We start from the raw sequence: 17,457 nt of genomic DNA on the forward strand, positions 1-17,457 counted from the left end.
CCATTGACCCACATAGGGTACTGATTGAAAGGTAGTTACACAAAATTATTTACAGGCTCACCGCGCCTAAAACATATTCACCAGAACGTGCAGCCCACCAATGACAAGTAATATCTGCAGCTATAGGCACTAAATCTTCAGGTATTCCTTGCTCGCCAGAAAATACATTCGCAATCAGTGAATTAACTTCATTAAGATAAACAGAGCTAAGCCTTTCAATTTGAATACGTGCCCTATTCCTTTTGGCGTTAACCCTAAAAACATTTAAACGAAGTGTGCGCAAAGCTGTAATAACACTCTGAAGCTCCTGATCATTAATTCCTTCTAACATGTCATAAAGCTCTGTATTAGCTAAAGAATCTGCTTGTTCTAGACGTAATAACCCATCAGAACAAACAGAAAACCAGGTTTGCCTTTTATCAGTATCTTTTTTGTGCGCCGTTACATACTTTTTATCAACAAGGGTTTTTAAGGTTCGGCTAAGAGAAGCTTTATCGACGTTAAGTTGTAAAGTCAGTTCAGTAAACGGGGTTTGCCCATTTCTACGTAAGTAAGTTAATAAGTGAGCTTGAGTAAGTGACAAGCCTGAATTAAGACAGTTTTTATCCATCAAGCCTATCTCTCTAACTAAATAGCGCAGCTCACTGCGGATTGATGTTACCGATGACATTAGCACTCTTCATAACGTTGATAGTATCAACTACCATACCTGCATTGTTGATAGTGTCAATCGGTCTAATTTAAAATCAAAAGTACTACTGTGATCTTTTTAAACCATTAATCAGAGATGATTTGATAAAAAGGTTCTTCGAAAAGTAGATGAGATGAAGTGCCTTCACGATCGCTTCTGTTTTCATTTCGATAAGAAATAAAGTTCCAAGTGACAGCAGAGACATCTGATTGAGGTTTAACCCCAGATGAAATACCACTTTGACCTAACGTCAACTCTATCTCATCTAAAAAATCTTTCACTTTTTTCAGATCTTCGGAACTATAACCTAATTCCTTATCGGCTTTTATATAAAGAGTGATCTGTGCTCCAACGGCTACACGAGATTCTGGCGGGCAACGATGTAAGTCAGTAACTTTCCATTTGTCTATCGGACTATCTTCGGACAATAAAATAGGCAAAATACTGTCAAACCCCTTAGCTAACTGAGATTGTTCTATACTCACATGGATTTTATCACCTAAATACTCACGAGACTCATCTAGTTTGTTCCCATGAATAAATACATCTCCAAAAGGTGTATTTGAAAGCTTATAACCTGAGAATTGGTTGTCATAGGGACCTTTTGATAGCTCTTGATAACCATCATGAAAATTAGCATGTTTAAAATTTGATTTAGGCTGAGCATTCGTCTCTTTAAGTAAGTTTGCCACATCTTCTTTTTTTATCTCTTTAGAAGGTGCCGGAGTAGCTTGCGGAATATTCTGTGGAATAACTAGTGGCGGTAAATTAAGTTTAAATCTAGGCATAATAAAAAACTCTTAGTGAATTTATATTGGAATACTTTTATGGGAAGATAATAAATCTAAATCCATTATTAACACCCATGCGTTAATATATGCACTAACTGATTTTATATATGTCAAATTACGTCGATAAACTGTAACTTACATTCATTATATTCATATAATGTCGCCCCATCAGTAGGCAGTGAAATTATATAACTCGGTAAAACTCTGGATCTGCTGAAGGGTCATATAAAATAATGCTTACATCGAGGGTTTTACATAACTTTAGCTGCCAAGTGAAGATGCCATTTTTCCTGTTGCACCGAAAAGTTTTGACAGATGTAGGACAAAAGTTGAAAATCGGCGTTTGTAATTATTGGAGCTGACTATGTGCGAAATATTTTCCAAACAACCCGTCGACAATTACCAGTACATTAGCCGTGCAATTCGTATCGATGGCCACGCAACCAGCGTCAAATTAGAAACCAGCTTTTGGCAAATATTAGAAGAGATAGCCACAAGCCAAGGGATGACGGTGCCGCAATTTATTAGCAAAATTTATAAAGAATCAACTGGTTCTAAGAGTAACCTCACTAATCTGGCATCGATACTTCGCTGCTCATGCCTGATATATCTGAGACAACCCGCAGCTGTATTAGCCCAAACTTAGCCTTCGCTAAACCGACTAACTAAAAAACCGACTAATAGAATCGGTTAAAAGCCTGCTGTCGTACTCAGGTACTACCGAGAGTAGAGACGGCGAGATTATGCTTAGCTCTCTTTAACGGGAGAAAGTAGTGACCACCAATACCAAACTTATTCACACCATGATCCGAGTCAGTGATCTCGATAACGCTATCGCTTTTTATCGCACGGCTCTCGAGCTTGAAGTGAAAGATCAATTTGTCTTTGACGGATTCACCTTAACCTACCTCTATAATCAAGAAACCGCTTTCGAACTCGAACTTACCTTTAACCATGAGGCCTCACCCAGTTACACTCACGGTTCTGGTTACGGGCATATTGCGGTGAGTGTTGAGGATATTGAAACCTGTCATCGGCGACTCAAAAGTCAGGGCATACAGGCCAGTGATATTAAACAGCTTCATCATCAAAAACATCATTTAGCCACCTTCTTCTTCATCAAAGATCCTGATGGCTACAAGATTGAGTTTCTACAACGCCAAGGTCGATATCTTTAGCGCTTACTTTATAAATAACCCGAACAGGCCATATTATGATAAATATAACAGCAACATTTCACGCCAAAAAAGGCCAGGAAGCGAGCTTAGAAGTTTTGCTATCTGCCATGCTAACACCGACTCGCAATGAGGCGGGGTGTATCAGCTACCGACTATTTAAAGATCAAACTAAGCCCAATATATTTATATTTCAGGAGGAATTTTCAGGCCAGCAAGCATTCGACGACCATTGTCAGCAGCCTCACTTCATCACGTTACTGCAACAGCTCGAAGGTCTACTAGAGCAAGAGCCAAAGATCAGTTTTTTAACCCCTATAGAGAACAAACAATAAAAACCATTGATAACTTTTACTACTAGTTAAGTTCCTTAGGTTATGGTTTTAATTAATAAGCCTTATAGCATGCATGTCATAAGGCCTATTCTTATCATGTGCCATGCAAAGGTTGCACTTTGCTCGTGTTGATAGTGAGAATTATGGCTATTAACATTAAACTCGAATCGCGTTTAATGCACTGATTGGTTCCCCCAACCAAAATAAACTAATTGGAGTCTCGTTTTTATTTTCAAGATGTAAGTCAGAGAGTTTAGATGCATAACCATAACGAACGTGCTCTGGGGTTCCCCAAGCAGGGATGGCATGAGTATCAATGGATTTCAGAAGCTCCTGTTTCAAGTTTTTTTCCTGCTCTGCTTTTTGTCCAGGTGCTAGGGTACTATCTTGCTGTAATTCAATCAAAGCATGTGCAAGTTCGGGCTTTACATTTAGTTGACTCAAGCTAGATAAGGCAGATTCAGTGTCGTGAGTTTTCAATAAATCTTGAGTGTATTGTGATAAGTCACTCGCAATCCTATCTAAAAATTGCCCCTTATTCATTACTCGCAAATCTATTGTGTCTTGAATAAACTGCTGTGCTGCAGTCTCAGGTATATTTGGAAAATCATGGACCAGACTAACTCTTAACATCGTCCTGTTATCGGAAGAGTAATTAACCTCACCAGCTGCTATATATTGCGGCATAATATTGGTTAACGCCCCTATGGAAGCTTTTACAGTAGCAAGTTGCGGAGAGACGACAACTGATGCGACCTCTGTTTTAACTACATTTTCGACCTGATCTCGAACGCCAGGTCCTTTAGCATTAGCGAGATCCTGTTGAGCCGTTTGATAATGAGAAAGTGTTTGTTGCAAAATAGCCACATTTCCTTGATAAACAGCCTTATCATGGGGGGTTAAACTGACCGACTTACTGGTTGCCGCGCTATTAATCTGGTCCTGAATATTGGCTAACTGGTCTTGTAATGTTGAAACATCAACAGATGCCAAATTAAGCAGGTCTGTCAGTCCATTGATACGCTCATGCACCTGCTCTAAATAAGTATGCTGTACATTACCAGCCATCTGCGCGACCGAAGCACCCACGATGATAACGCCGTTCTCCGATTCGGCTTTTTTAGATTGGATGCCCAGCACTGTATTGTAGGGCTTATCGGAATAAATCTGATCTATATCATAAATGGGTTCTAAGTCTTCTGAGATAGATGGATCTAATACCGAATGAATAGCACCAGCTCTCTTGCTATCTTGACCCAGTGCATAGACATAAAAGTCAGCCTTCAAAGTATCCGCTGTTTTCTCTTTGTTATTATGAGAAAAATTAATGTTAATCTTGCCATTCTCATCCGGAGAAATCGAAACCTTATCGACTTTTACCAGACTGTTTTCAGCAGCCTTTGGTGCATGCTCAAGTTGATTACCATCTAACAGTACTGGAGAGGTTGAGCTAATAAACCACTTAATGTCGGCCCCCAGGCTCTAATGCCGATCACTTAGTCACTATTTTGCATACATAATCACCTTTTATTCACTTTCTGAATTAACGGAATTTGTGTAGCAATCATTGACTAACAGCAGAACGAGTAAGGGCTACAGCCAGATTTAGATTAAATCCCCTGTAGCCCTTATTTTATCAATATTTTTTCTTAACTTACCGGCATTAGCCCCCAGGCTCCCTGCTCTTTCAACTGCATCAATACCAGCATTTGGACCATGGACAACAACCGTTTTTCCTTTTAATGATGTTCCATTATCTGTTAAGCGCATAAACTCATCTAAATCGAGTACCTGGCTTTTTATGGCTTCTTTATTCTCCACATTAATATTGCCAAGGCGCTGTTCTGCAGGCGTCAGTGATAATGAATCACCACTTTCAGCCAAAGCATTGGTATGTGGCCCTGCACCAATACCTAATATCACTTGCTTAGTAACAAACTCATGGCCTTGCTTAGTACTCACTCTAAACAGGCCATCGTCACCTTTTTTTACATTAGAGACTTCGTCATTAACTTCTCGAACGCCAAGACTAGCTGCACGGTTAATTTGCGCGGTATTCGCATCTGAAAATTGCTGGCGGTCTGCATATTCCTTACTGTATTTAGGAGCTTTACTACCCCAGGTATCTATCAGCTCATTTTGATGATTGATAAAACCAGAACCTCGTACTTCTTTAGACCAGGGCTCTGAGCTGCCAATGACCATGGCTCGACCCGTTAATGGTGGTTCATGGGATTGTGCTTGTGTAGAAGACTGTCCTTCATATCGGTCACAAACCTCAGTTAACGCATAAGCAATACTGCTTCCACGACCAATGAAGATCACATCCTGCACTTGATTGCTGGATGCCGCTTGCACCTTATCAGAAATTTTTTGAACAGAACTGGTTTGGTTAACCGTCGATACATTTTGATCACTAGTGTGTGTTGAAATAGTCGTTGGCTGAGCCGCGTTAAGTATCTGCATATTATTCCAGTTATTCATTTATTAATTGATTGCTAATTTATACATTTATTAAAAATAAATGGCATAAAAAAAAGACGTTTTTTTTTATGTTCTAATAAATTATTAAAAAACATCATCAGCCAAAGGCAACAAGCCTGTAGACAAACTAACGAATATGATGGTGATCGGAAGTTAGAATCTCTAATATAGCCACTCTCAATTAAGCCAAACTGTACAAATTAACGCATAAAAAACCCGCTAACTTCAGAGGAAGATAGCGGGTGAAAGGTATAGCAACATTTAACATACTTGTCTAAGCAGAATAAAGTAGAACCGCTGCTTAAACAGCTGTCCTAACGATCAGGAAAGAAACCTAATTAAGCTTCAACTAATTTCAGTTTATTTACAGGCTTAATGAAGTACCCCATGGTAGTCATCGTTACTAAAAGTACAGCAAAGACAAAGTACGAATTGTTCGCAGATCCCGATATGCTAGCTAAGATACCACCAAAGAAACCTGACACTCCCCAAGCAGAATAAAGAATTCCGAAATTTGTACCATATGTTTTTAAGCCGTAATCATCAGCAGTAATTGGGGGGAATACACCGAATAATGCACCGTAAGACATCGCACCGATTGAGATTCCAACCATTAATGGAAATGGCGTTGTTATTGTGGTAAAAAATAGCATATTAGCCGCTTGCAGCATGAATATTAATGCCAGCGTATGAACACGTCCTATTCTATCAAATATTAATCCACCAACAACACGACCAGCAGTATTAAAGACTGCGAGTAAGACGATGCCTAATGCAATTTGTTCAGGTGTCAAACCGATTGACTTACTTATTCTACCGACAGAACCAATAAGCATAATCCCCGCAGAAGATGAAATCATAAACATTAACCATAATTGATAAAACTGTGGTGTTTTCAGCATTTGCTGCCAACTAAGATTAATGTCACCAGCGATTTCAAGTACTTTCTCTTCTGGTTTATCTGTAATGTAATCAGTAGGGGGGTCAACAAGCATTGATGCGATGGGAACCATAAATAATAGCCCCGCCCCTAATATCTTAAAGGTATCTAAGATACCAAAATCTTCAATAAGGCGAGTAGACAATGGGGCTAGGTATACTGCTGCCATTGCGAAGCCACCTGCGGTTAAGCCACTAACTAAACCTTTTTTATTTTTTGGCCACCATTTCATGGTGCTTGGACCAATACATGCATAAGCGAACCCCATGCCAGCACCGACCATACACCCAAATGTGAACTGAAGCTCAGCTAAAGTAGTTGCGTAGCCTGAAGCAATAAGACCTAGACCAACAAGAGATACGCCAAACATTGTCACTTTCTTAGGGCCCATCTTATCTTGCCATATACCAGCGACAAGTAAACAAACAGCAAATGTAAAAACAGAGGTTTGGTATGGACCGTCAATATTTTCAGGGGCTATATTTAACGCTTCCGCTAAAGGCTCACTAAAAACCCCCCATACATATAGAATACCTATTGATAAATTAATCATAAGACCAATCAAGAGGATTTTAAGTGGTTTATTAATCATTTTAATTCTCAATAAAATATAGCTATTTATAAATAACTATATTTTATTAGTTGTAAAAAAATATTAGAACTCGTTACTTATAATAACTTTGAGCGTCTCATGATCGGAAGCATGTATAAAAGTACTGTATGCTTTTTCGGATTCAGATAAATTAAACTGATGGCTAATTAATTTCTTAGGCTCTAAATGACCGGCCCTAATTTGCTTGATTAACATGGGGATAGTGTTGGTATGAACCATACCAGCTGTCATGGTAAAGTTGCGCTTCCACATATCTTCAAGGTTAATGGTTGCTGATTTTCCATGTACACCTAATACCGCTATATTCCCGCCAGGGCATACCAGTTTCTGAGACATATCCCAGGCAACTGGAATTCCGATCGCTTCAATAACGACATCAACCCCGACACCTTCAGTGATGTCTAAAACTTGTTGAACAGCAGTGCCATCTGAGTTATCGATGGCATGTGTAGCACCTAGTTCTAGAGCAACTTGGAGTCTGTGGCTGTTAGTGTCGATAGCGTAAATTTCACTTGGAGAAAAGAATTTTGATGTCATTAATGCTGAAAGCCCAACAGGACCACAACCTATAACTGCAACAGAACAACCTGGTTTGACTTGACCATCCAGAACACCTACTTCATAGCCTGTCGGAAAAATATCACTCAATAACACAAGAGAATCAGTATCTATATCAAGAGGTACAAGGTGCAAACTGGTATCACCAAAAGGCACTCGAACAAATTCGGCTTGGCAACCATCAATTTCATTCCCTAATAACCAGCCCCCCTGCAAACACTGGCCAAATTTAGATACCTGACACATTCTGCATCTACCACAAGATGTAATGCATGAAATAATAACTCGATCACCAGGTTTGAACCTGCTAACCAATTCTCCACATGACTCAATAATACCGACACCTTCATGACCCATAATCGTACCTGGATTAAATGTCGAGACATTATTCCGCAAAATATGTAAATCAGTACCACAAATAGTTGTCTTTTCAACTCTCACAATAACATCAGTCTGCTTTATGATTTTTGGTTTTGGTCTTTCTTCTAACTTAGCACTTTCTTTACCGTCGAATACATACGCCTTCATAGCTTAACCTTTAATTAATTTAAATAAATATTCAGATTTAATTCATTCTTTGCAACACACAAAACAAATACTAACAAAGTTTATATAAAAACGATGCTAATAATATTTCAAAGTTCTAATTTATATTTTGCTTAACTGTGTTTTCAGGGGTTACCTACATATCAACTGTACAATTGGTCAGGTGCTTAGCACTATAACAAATCAATTTAAAGCCAATACAGTCACCCTATTTAACATGTAATGATGATTTAATTATACTTTCCTCTATGATTATCAATAAGCACTTACAAATTAAATGTTTCTGTGTTGGTTTTGATATTTTCAATGATTACGCGACAATAATTAATGGATATATAATTAAGCTAACCTATTCCTACACCCTCTTTAATTTACCCAAAGTGACTCTAGACTGAAAATAGGACGAGTAAGAGATTGCTACAGAAAGGCTCTTATATGGTACTGAGGTTGGATCGCTATCATCATGTACTCCCGATGAACAGTGAGCTGTTAAAACGACTTGGGTGTAAGGATATTATAAGTGAATTCGATTTTTTAGTTTATAGCAAGATGTTCTAGTGGGTAGTTTTGTATTCAGTTCAAAATGATAAACTTCAGCCTGATTTCTAACCTGACTGCTTTAGGTATTTTTTTGAACGATATGGCCTTCAACTATTTAGTGAGTAATCTTGTCGATAACGCACTCTTACATCTTTACTTTTCCATCGAAGAAACCTCCCGGTTTATCCCGATGTCTAAACGCAATGAGATCTTGGTTCGTTATTTAAAGCCGAAGCTTAAAGACGAGCATTATCGGCAGATCAAAAGTGAAGTGAGAAGTATGCTGTCTATTGGCCGAAGTACCAAGGGAGATCTAGAAACTAAGCTTGTAGAAGTTCGAAACCTGTATCAAGGCCGAGATAAAAGATTGACCGATGCGCATAAGTTATTTGATCTACTTAAAATCTTGCGATGTGAACAGGGCTTAGGCAATCGCTTGGTTAATACAAATGAGAAAAGCGTACCAGAATTTATTTACATGTTAGAAGAAAATGTTGAACAAGGATTTAATCAGGCTGGTGACCAAATTGCCCCGGTGTCGTTATTCTTGGAATCGAATAAGATCAATGTTGTTATAGAGGTTGTTAAACGAACAGGAATATTTAGTGCTGAACTACAACCCCTGACTACAGATACGCAGCAAGGGCATATCTTGCTACATCCAAAGATTTAGCTGGAACGCCCTCACCTGCAACATCTCCACATCCCACCATGTTCAAATTGATGAAACTAACTCATCGTAATCACAAAATACTAGATGACATACTGAACACGACCCTGTGTCTTGGATTAAGTAAAACCTATGAACTTTTTCCGCTCTGTGCAATCAGAGGTTCATAGGTTATACCTTCACACTTTTTTAATGCGCTATTTTTTAGAGCGTTTTTTGTGTGTACTACTTTGAATTTATTATTTTTTATATAACGATTAGGAGTCGACTTATGCCGTCACTGGCACACATTTACTTAGCGCTCTCACGATTACTCTCACTGCTAATACTGATCCCATATTCAGTGAGTGCAGAGCCTGCTATGCCTCAGAAGCTGCAATCACTGCAATATGAAATAGCATTAGACCCTGATAATTTAAACCAGTTGAATGTTAGCGTCGATACGCACATGCTCAATAATGTGTCGGTGCTCCCAGCGAGAGCTGCAGTTCATAAAAACCAGCCGACACTGACTTGCGTAAAAGCTGATGGTTCGATAACCAGCCTTGCTTACAAGGAACCTATTGACTGTGATCGTGTAGAGTGGACATTACAACTTAACGAAGTAAGTAAAGATGGCTTTGACCCATCGACACAAGTAGATACCAGAGACCCAATAAAGGGTTGGTATTTTGTCAGTGAGACAAACTCACTCATAAGATTTAATGATCTGTCACGCAATAAAGAAATTCTAGGCAGCATGATTTGCACGCCAGATAAGCTGTGCTCCGAGCTTCCCAGTACTTCACTACCACCACTATTTCTGGTTTGGGGATTAGACTGTACCACACTCGATATTGACGGAAAACTCGTCACCGTACATAGTGATACGCCTCTGGTCATTAAAAACCTACAACGCTGGAAACCCACGCTAAAAAAACAGCTCAATTACCTTAACCACGTATTTCCTAATAAACTTACACATTGGCAGATGGTATTTTTTAGCCGGGATAAGGCAGCAAAAGGGGTTGGGGGGGCAGCTGGGAGCAACCTGATCTTAATCAATGCATTACTGGATCACGGCAAACTCACCGATGACTCGATACAGATGATGCTAAGAATCGCATCACATGAATCAACTCATGTGATGAACACTCAAGACATGCCATCTTGGGCTGGTGAAAGCATAGCCGAATACTATGCTTTGAAATCAATGCGAGGTTCAAAATTTGAAATGCAAGACCCTACCGAGCGATGGCATGAATTCGCTGTGACATTCCCATACGCGAACACAGGGCTATTCGCAGCCCATAGACATGTCAACGAGAAAGAAGAATACCAATATTATCCACTGTTCTACTTTGAGGGCGCCGCATTTTGGAATGATCTTGATAACGCGTTGGCAGTCAGTGGCTCCAGCCTGGATGACTGGATAACAAATCTATCATTTAGCAACTACTACCTTTCAGACAAGTTTATTACATCTGTCATTAAGCAAATAGGCCAAGACAAGTGGCAAGAGATATCAGAAACCTATCTAGAGCAGAGCGATCAAGCTGACAAATGAGTGTTTAAACAAAAGACGGTTTAGACCAAAAAAAAGCGCCTCCAATTGGAGGCGTTTGCATTCAAGCTACCAATTCAACAAAGGGCATATATCAGATAACGTATGTTAGCTTGCCTGCTGCACCGCATTACTGGTCTCAGTGTGCTCGTCATTCATCATCCTGGTTAACTTAGGCGCAAGCCAAGCCATGATGATTGCAATAACTAAAGTTACCAAACCTATGTTCATAAACAGATCGATGTAAATAGGTAAAGTCTGCAGAGGCTCGGTCACATTCTCAGGTGCAGCGCTGAAGGTGGCAACATAACCACCTATGACAAATGATGCCGCCTGAGTCAGGAACCAGGCGCCCATGGTGAAGCCCATAAGGCGTTGAGGCACTAGGCTCGCCACCATGGCAAGACCCAGACCACTGATCAACAACTCACCCAGACTCTGAAACAGGTACACTAATACCATCCACCACACTGACACCATGCCTTGGCTGTCGGCAAAGTAAGTTCCCGCACCTGCGACGATCAAGAAAGCAAATGCACACATAAACATGCCTAAGGTGAACTTGGCTGGCATGGACAAATCCCGTCCCTGCTGACCAAAGCGTAAATACAGATAAGCCAGGATAGGACTACACAAAACCACCCAAAATGGATTTAACGCCTGCAAGCTAACAGGGTTGATATTAAAGCCCATGACTTGGGTATTTACATTGTAGATGGTGAAGAAGTTGAGAGAGGTCGGCATCTGAGCGTAGAGTACGTAGAAGATGATTGCTTGCAGCATCAGAATAAATACCACAATCATCCGCTTTCTGGCAACGCCAGTCTCTGCCAAGGTTTCCTTAGCAAATAGGGTGATCACACCTATACCAATCAAGCCAAGTACAATGTTTGCCATCATGATGTTGACCATCAGCCAGGCACACAGAAATACTGCGGCAACTGACACCATTATCACTGCCAATAAGCGGCGGTAGCTAAGTGTCTGATTATCAGGCTCAGAGCCTATTCCCTGTACTGTATAGCGAAACAGCAGATAGCTAAGCAGGCTTGCGATCAGGCCCAAACCAGAGATAGCAAACGCGACCCCATAACCATACTCGTCAGCAATCACCGGGCTCAGTGACAGTGCTATCAGAGATCCCACATTAATAGCCATATAATACAAGGTGAAAGCCCCATCGAGACGACTATCATTCTCCTCATAACATTTTGCCAACAGACTTGCCGGGTTGGCCTTAAATAAACCATTACCTACGGCCACTGTGGCTAGGGCATAGAAAATAAGTCCGGGATGCTCAATTGACATAGCCATCATAAAATAGCCCAGCGCCAGCACCAGGGCGCCCAAAATCATGGTTCGCTTAGTGCCAAGTACATGATCACCCACATAACCACCGATCGCCACTAAGCCAAACACTAAGGCGGCGAATGCACCAAAGGTCACGAAAGCGTCTTGCTGGCTATAGCCCAGATGCTCGACAAAATAAACGGCTAAGATCCCTTGCAGGCCGTAGTAACCGAACCTTTCCCACAGCTCGATGAAAAATATCATTTTGAAGGGTTTAGGCTGGTTGAAAATACTCGTGTCACTTTTCATGCGCGATAGGTTCACTATTTCTAATTGATAAAACATTAAACCCCGAGTTGACGAATATTATTGTGAGCGAATTAACTATCACAGGTTTAAAGTGTGATCCGTGTCACAAAGGCACACCTGCGAACACTGAAGTAACATGCTGTAACATAGGTTAAAAGTGAATTCCTTTTCCTGTAACAGCTAAGTACCCTCAGACGCAGGTCTGGTATAGCCTACGCCGACAGATAAAATGACAAGCCTAGAACCAAAATTACATATAAATACTGATCAACACAGGGTTAAATAGGTGGTTTACCCAACAAGTATTTGAAGTTACCGCTACTTTTTAGCTTTGCATTTTACATCGAGCAAGGGTAACTTGAGCCATCACTAAAATAGAATTAGCAAACGTATCGTTTAATAAGCTAATCGAGCATAAGAGGAGATCAGGTTAACCATAATGACAAATCGGATGTCCCTTACGCTTAAAAATAGCCTCTGGCTAGTGTTCGGCTTGTGGCTGATTGTTCTGCAATCAATCACCCTCGCCCATTCTGTTGAGCATGCGCTTGAGCACGATAGTACTCACTGTGTTTACAGTAATATTTATCACGATCACAGTGCTGGCCCAACAACGCTCATCATGCCTGCAATGTGTCAGCAACACGCTGAAATTATTGCTTCTGAGCAGTATCTCCAACCTTCATTGCCTTGGCTGCGCAGCCTAAACGTACGTGCCCCTCCCTTCTAGTTCTTAAGCAAACCCAAAATTAATCTAAAAATTATCTAAAAAGTTTTTTGCTTATCTATAAGGACAGGCACAATGAAATCTGCTCTATCATATATAGCGCTAGCAGTTGCTGGCGCGTGTACACCTGTAATGGCGGCTCAGCTGCAAGGAAAAATTACCGATAATAATGGAACACCTATCGCAGGCGCCCATGTGAGTATCGACGGTGGTAACAAGACAACCAGTGACGCCCAAGGTCAATACCAGTTGACGCTTGCGGACAACAGTCACGTTCATCTACACGTGAGTGATGACAATCACAGACATGCAGATCATGATTTACAGATAGCCACAGGCACAGTGACCCAAGATGTGTCACTCGAGCAGGCCATGATGGAAAACATTGTCGTTACCGCATCGCCTTTTCTGCGCTCGGCGATGGAAAGCACCACACCTATCAGCGTGATGACAGCAGATCAGTTAAAACTGAATATCGAGCCTACCTTAGGCGATACTCTTGAAAAGCTGCCCGGTGTGCAAGCCTCTCATTTCGGTGCCGGTGCCAGCCGACCGATCATTCGTGGTATGAGTGGCCCTAGAGTGATGGTGTTAGAAAATGGCCTTTCAGTGGGAGATGCCTCAACAGTATCGGCAGATCACGCTGTCACCTCTGAAGCCGGCACTGCTCAGCAAATCGAAATTCTACGAGGACCAGGCTCCCTACTCTATGGTAATGCCGCTATCGGCGGCGTAGTCAATGTCGTCAATAATCGAGTTCATGAAGAATCAGTCGATGAATTATCCGGTAATTTTGGTACTCACTATGTCACAGGTAATAATGGCCGCACCGTCAATGGTGAGCTAAACGGTGGCAATGGTAAATTCAATTGGCATCTCGACGGTACACATCGCAATACCGACGATCTCGATATTGCCGGCAACGCCATTGAGGACCAGAGTGAAACCCATGGCACCTTGGCCAACAGTCAGCTAAAGCTGGATGACTATGCTGCTGGTGTCGGATACACAGGTGATGACAGCTTTATCAGCGTCTCCGGGGCTCGAACTGAGTCTAACTACGGCATTCCAGGTCGCGGGGTAGAAGGCGATCCAGATATCACTATCGATCTGCAAAAAACGGCCTGGCAACTTCACTCTGGCTTGTTAGATCCATTCTCTGGCGTGAGTAAACTGCGTTTCGACGCAGGTTATACCGATTATCAGCATGCAGAAGAGGAAAATGGCGATGCCGATACCTTCTTTTTTAACAAGCAAAGTGAAGCCCGCTTAAGCATTAACAATACGCCTTGGGGCGAATGGCAAGGCGTTATGGGCCTACACGCCATTCATAGAGATTTTTCAGTTCAAGGGGAAGAAGCACTGACCCCAGACAGCAAAACTGACACCATCGCGGCGTTTATCGTACAAGAGCGTAAAATTGATAATTTTCGTATCGAGCTTGGGGGTCGCATCGAGCATTATCGTTTAGACCCTAACACCATGGATCTACAAACTGGCGTACAAGACTATCAGCCCGAAGGCGTCAGTGATAACAATATGACGCTTTCAGCCGGCGTAGTCTGGGATTTCGATCCGGCCTATAACTTAGGTTTATCAATCGAAAGAGCCGAACGCTCGGCCACCGCCGAAGAGCTTTACAGTTTTGGTGCACATGATGCGACCCAAAGCTTCGAAGTGGGCTCTCAATTTAAGATTGAAAACGGTAACGTCATTCCCAACAGTGACGCTAGCGATAAAGAGATCGCCAATAATATCGATCTAACCTTGCGGAAATTAGAGGGAGCATGGACCGGGTCTTTGAGTGTGGCCTATAACAGGATCAATGATTTCTACTATGAAAGAGATACTGGGCTTAACGCCTCCGATATTGGTGCAGAAGGCGATCTGCCGGTGTACCAATTCACCCAAGGCGATGCCGACCTCTACTCGGTAGAAGCCCAGGCTAATATTCCCTTTGATGATACCTGGTCACTGGATTTACTCAGTGATTACACCCGTGGAAAATTGGTCGATGGTGGCAATTTGCCCCTTATGTCACCTATGCGTTTTGGCTCAACCCTTAACTTTGATCTTCAGGACTGGCATGCAGAGGTTGGTGTGATGGCTTATGCTAAACAGACAGACACTGCCGAAAATGAGACAGAAACTGCGGGTTATGCCCTGGTCGATACAGCGGTTACCTATCACCTTGGAACGGAAGATGGCGACTTGATGTTCTATGTAAAAGGCAACAATCTACTCAATCAAGATGCGAGGCCACATACCTCATTACTGAAAGAATACTCCCCACTTATGGGGCGTAGCTTTATGATAGGCATGAACTACGATTTTTAATCGACTCTACACTTAGGAGTATTACCGCGTTCTAGCCTCAAAGCGAAGTCATTGACTTCGCTTTTTTATTAGCAGCTAGCCTACTATCAAAGGTTCTGAACTACACTTTCAGCTAGACCTGTCACTCTTATTTACTCGGTGAACTTGATAAAGCTTGGTATCGGCTTTCTGACAAAGCATGAGTTAATAGCAATTGGTTTTGATATTGGATAAATCTAAAACGCATCTGTTTATTTGGTTAACCATAGGCATTAGTCTATTTGTTCACGCTGCCGCACTGATTATTAGCAACACAATTCTAGAACTCTATGTCTGGCCACTGCCGGAGGCTCATTCATCTATCGAGATGTTCGGCTCTGCTATCGCCCTATTTCTTGCGCTCTTACTCATCGTCTTTGAGAAAAGCGGCCGGGGAACCAGCCACAATATTGAAATTGCCTGCGCTATGATAGCCATGGGGACATTGGATGGGTTTCACGCAATCGTCGAAGTTGGCCAACAATTTGTTTGGCTACACAGTTTAGCCACTCTGGCTGGCGGCCTGTTATTCTCCTCGTTTTTACTGACTAAGGGTGGCTTATCAAATAATTTCAAGGCACCTTGGATAACACTGGCACTTTCTATCTTAGTTGGCCTACTTAGCCTTGTATATGAGCCGTTAATTCCTATCATGGTTATTGATGGAAAGTTTACTCTAGCGGCTATGGGGCTCAATATTGTTGGCGGCATTGGATTCTTTATTGCTGCGTTTAAACTGATACAAACTAACCAAAAAACCAATAATATTAATGACCTGCTCTTTAGCATGCACTGTTTGTTATTTGGCGCCGCTGCGATCATGTTTGAGCAATCGGCATTATGGGATCTTGCATGGTGGGGCTGGCACTTGCTCAGATTGATGGCATACCTTGTCGCCGTCATTTTTTTAATCTTAGAAGGTCTGGTGATATTAAAAGAGCTGAAACACTATCAGCGCAATTTAGAAGCCACCGTTCTCGATAGAACTCAAGATCTTGAAAATGCTAATCAGAATTTAAATCGCGCATTGATAGAGCTAACAGCCACCCAAGATCAACTGATCCAGCGAGAGAAAATGGCATCCCTTGGTGAGTTAGTTGCAGGCGTTGCCCACGAGATCAATACCCCCATAGGTGTCGGCGTCACCTCAACCTCTTTTCTTGAGCAAAATGTCCAAAGGATCAGTCGAGCCTATAAGGCTAATGAGCTGTCATCTGAAGAGCTAGAAAGCTTTATCGATACAACTGAGCAAACTTGCGAGTTGCTGACCTCAAATCTGCGCCGGGCAGCCTTGCTGGTCAGCAGTTTCAAACTCGTTGCCGTAGAACCTTCAGATGTGAAAATGAGAGAGTTTAAAGTTAAGGAATATCTCGATGGGATAATTTTTTCAATCAATGATTCGGTTAAAGATCAGCGCTATAGAGTCATCTTAGATTGCGACCCCAATTTAGTCATAGTGAGCAAGCCTTGTACGCTATCGAAAATAATCAGAAATCTTATTCTCAATTCAGTCCATCACGCATTTAACTTTGACGGCAATGCCGATGACAGCTCAAAGGACGCCATTAGCAAAGGGCTTATCAATATCTCAATAGACTGCTGTGATGACGAGGTTCACTTAATATATCGGGACAACGGCATAGGATTAACTGATGAGCAGAAACAGAAAATATTCAATCCTTTCTATACCACTAGCCGCAACTGTGGCAGGGTCGGTCTAGGCGCACACGTCATCTACAATCAGGTTTTACAAGGGTTAAAAGGCTCGATAGAAGTCAGCAGTAAGTTTAATCAAGGAACCAGATTTGATATTAGGTTCAATGTTAAGGGCAAACAAACCTTGTTGAACAACTCAATATAAAAAGCAGCCGATGTTAACGGCTGCCTCGA

General features: G+C 41.6%; 15 protein-coding genes. 8 read left to right on the forward strand and 7 right to left on the reverse strand.

Annotated features, from left to right (window positions below; translation table 11 throughout):
• Positions 1–49 precede the first annotated feature (49 nt).
• Together sps_RS04665 and ospF are read right to left on the reverse strand one after the other, a co-directional pair.
• On the reverse strand, positions 50–670 hold the full coding sequence (locus sps_RS04665) for a MarR family winged helix-turn-helix transcriptional regulator (protein ID WP_077751465.1): 621 nt from the start codon (positions 668–670) through the stop codon (positions 50–52).
• Between the two features lie 107 nt (positions 671–777).
• Positions 778–1,479 (reverse strand): type III secretion system effector phosphothreonine lyase, encoded by a 702-nt coding sequence (gene ospF / locus sps_RS04670; RefSeq protein ID WP_077751466.1) that lies wholly within the window; start codon positions 1,477–1,479, stop codon positions 778–780.
• A 367-nt stretch (positions 1,480–1,846) separates the two neighbouring features.
• On the opposite strand from ospF, the gene sps_RS04675 reads away from it, so the two are divergent.
• From sps_RS04675 to sps_RS04685, 3 genes are all read left to right on the forward strand, one after another.
• Positions 1,847–2,128, forward strand: a complete 282-nt coding sequence (locus sps_RS04675) for a ribbon-helix-helix domain-containing protein (protein WP_077751467.1) — start codon at positions 1,847–1,849, stop codon at positions 2,126–2,128.
• Positions 2,129–2,255: 127 nt separating this feature from the next.
• Positions 2,256–2,660: a VOC family protein gene (locus sps_RS04680; protein WP_237157987.1), complete on the forward strand. Its 405-nt coding sequence runs from the start codon at positions 2,256–2,258 to the stop codon at positions 2,658–2,660.
• Positions 2,661–2,695: 35 nt separating this feature from the next.
• Positions 2,696–2,992, forward strand: coding sequence for a putative quinol monooxygenase (locus tag sps_RS04685; protein WP_077751468.1), 297 nt, complete (start codon positions 2,696–2,698; stop codon positions 2,990–2,992).
• A gap of 156 nt (positions 2,993–3,148) precedes the next feature.
• Here sps_RS04685 and sps_RS04690 read toward each other — a convergent pair whose 3' ends face one another.
• The 4 genes from sps_RS04690 to sps_RS04705 all read right to left on the reverse strand — a co-directional run bounded on the left by sps_RS04690 (position 3,149) and on the right by sps_RS04705 (position 8,115).
• Positions 3,149–4,279: a hypothetical protein gene (locus tag sps_RS04690; RefSeq protein WP_077751469.1), complete on the reverse strand. Its 1,131-nt coding sequence runs from the start codon at positions 4,277–4,279 to the stop codon at positions 3,149–3,151.
• Positions 4,280–4,597: 318 nt separating this feature from the next.
• The gene (locus tag sps_RS04695; RefSeq protein WP_077751470.1) at positions 4,598–5,458 is read right to left on the reverse strand and encodes a hypothetical protein; all 861 of its coding nucleotides are present in this window, start codon (positions 5,456–5,458) and stop codon (positions 4,598–4,600) included.
• Between the two features lie 356 nt (positions 5,459–5,814).
• A complete protein-coding gene (locus sps_RS04700; RefSeq protein WP_077751471.1) occupies positions 5,815–7,008 on the reverse strand; it encodes an L-lactate MFS transporter in 1,194 nt (397 codons plus the stop codon).
• Positions 7,009–7,071: 63 nt separating this feature from the next.
• A complete protein-coding gene (locus sps_RS04705; RefSeq protein WP_077751472.1) occupies positions 7,072–8,115 on the reverse strand; it encodes an alcohol dehydrogenase catalytic domain-containing protein in 1,044 nt (347 codons plus the stop codon).
• A gap of 658 nt (positions 8,116–8,773) precedes the next feature.
• Between sps_RS04705 and sps_RS04710 the strand changes: the two genes are divergently transcribed.
• A complete protein-coding gene (locus sps_RS04710; RefSeq protein ID WP_077755551.1) occupies positions 8,774–9,346 on the forward strand; it encodes a DUF2913 family protein in 573 nt (190 codons plus the stop codon).
• A 268-nt stretch (positions 9,347–9,614) separates the two neighbouring features.
• Positions 9,615–10,889: a hypothetical protein gene (locus sps_RS04715; RefSeq protein ID WP_077751473.1), complete on the forward strand. Its 1,275-nt coding sequence runs from the start codon at positions 9,615–9,617 to the stop codon at positions 10,887–10,889.
• A 105-nt stretch (positions 10,890–10,994) separates the two neighbouring features.
• On the opposite strand, the gene sps_RS04720 is transcribed toward sps_RS04715, so the two are convergent.
• A complete protein-coding gene (locus tag sps_RS04720) occupies positions 10,995–12,521 on the reverse strand; it encodes an oligopeptide:H+ symporter (protein ID WP_237157988.1) in 1,527 nt (508 codons plus the stop codon).
• A 403-nt stretch (positions 12,522–12,924) separates the two neighbouring features.
• Here sps_RS04720 and sps_RS04725 point away from each other — a divergent pair, with 403 nt between their 5' ends.
• The 3 genes from sps_RS04725 to sps_RS04735 all read left to right on the forward strand — a co-directional run bounded on the left by sps_RS04725 (position 12,925) and on the right by sps_RS04735 (position 17,428).
• Positions 12,925–13,215, forward strand: coding sequence for a hypothetical protein (locus tag sps_RS04725; protein ID WP_077751474.1), 291 nt, complete (start codon positions 12,925–12,927; stop codon positions 13,213–13,215).
• Between the two features lie 72 nt (positions 13,216–13,287).
• A complete protein-coding gene (locus sps_RS04730) occupies positions 13,288–15,549 on the forward strand; it encodes a TonB-dependent receptor (protein ID WP_077751475.1) in 2,262 nt (753 codons plus the stop codon).
• A 205-nt stretch (positions 15,550–15,754) separates the two neighbouring features.
• Positions 15,755–17,428 carry a sensor histidine kinase gene (locus tag sps_RS04735; RefSeq protein ID WP_077751476.1) on the forward strand — a complete coding sequence of 558 codons (1,674 nt, stop codon included), beginning with the start codon at positions 15,755–15,757 and terminating at the stop codon, positions 17,426–17,428.
• Positions 17,429–17,457 lie beyond the last annotated feature (29 nt).

Source organism: Shewanella psychrophila (genome assembly GCF_002005305.1).
GTDB lineage: Bacteria > Pseudomonadota > Gammaproteobacteria > Enterobacterales > Shewanellaceae > Shewanella > Shewanella psychrophila.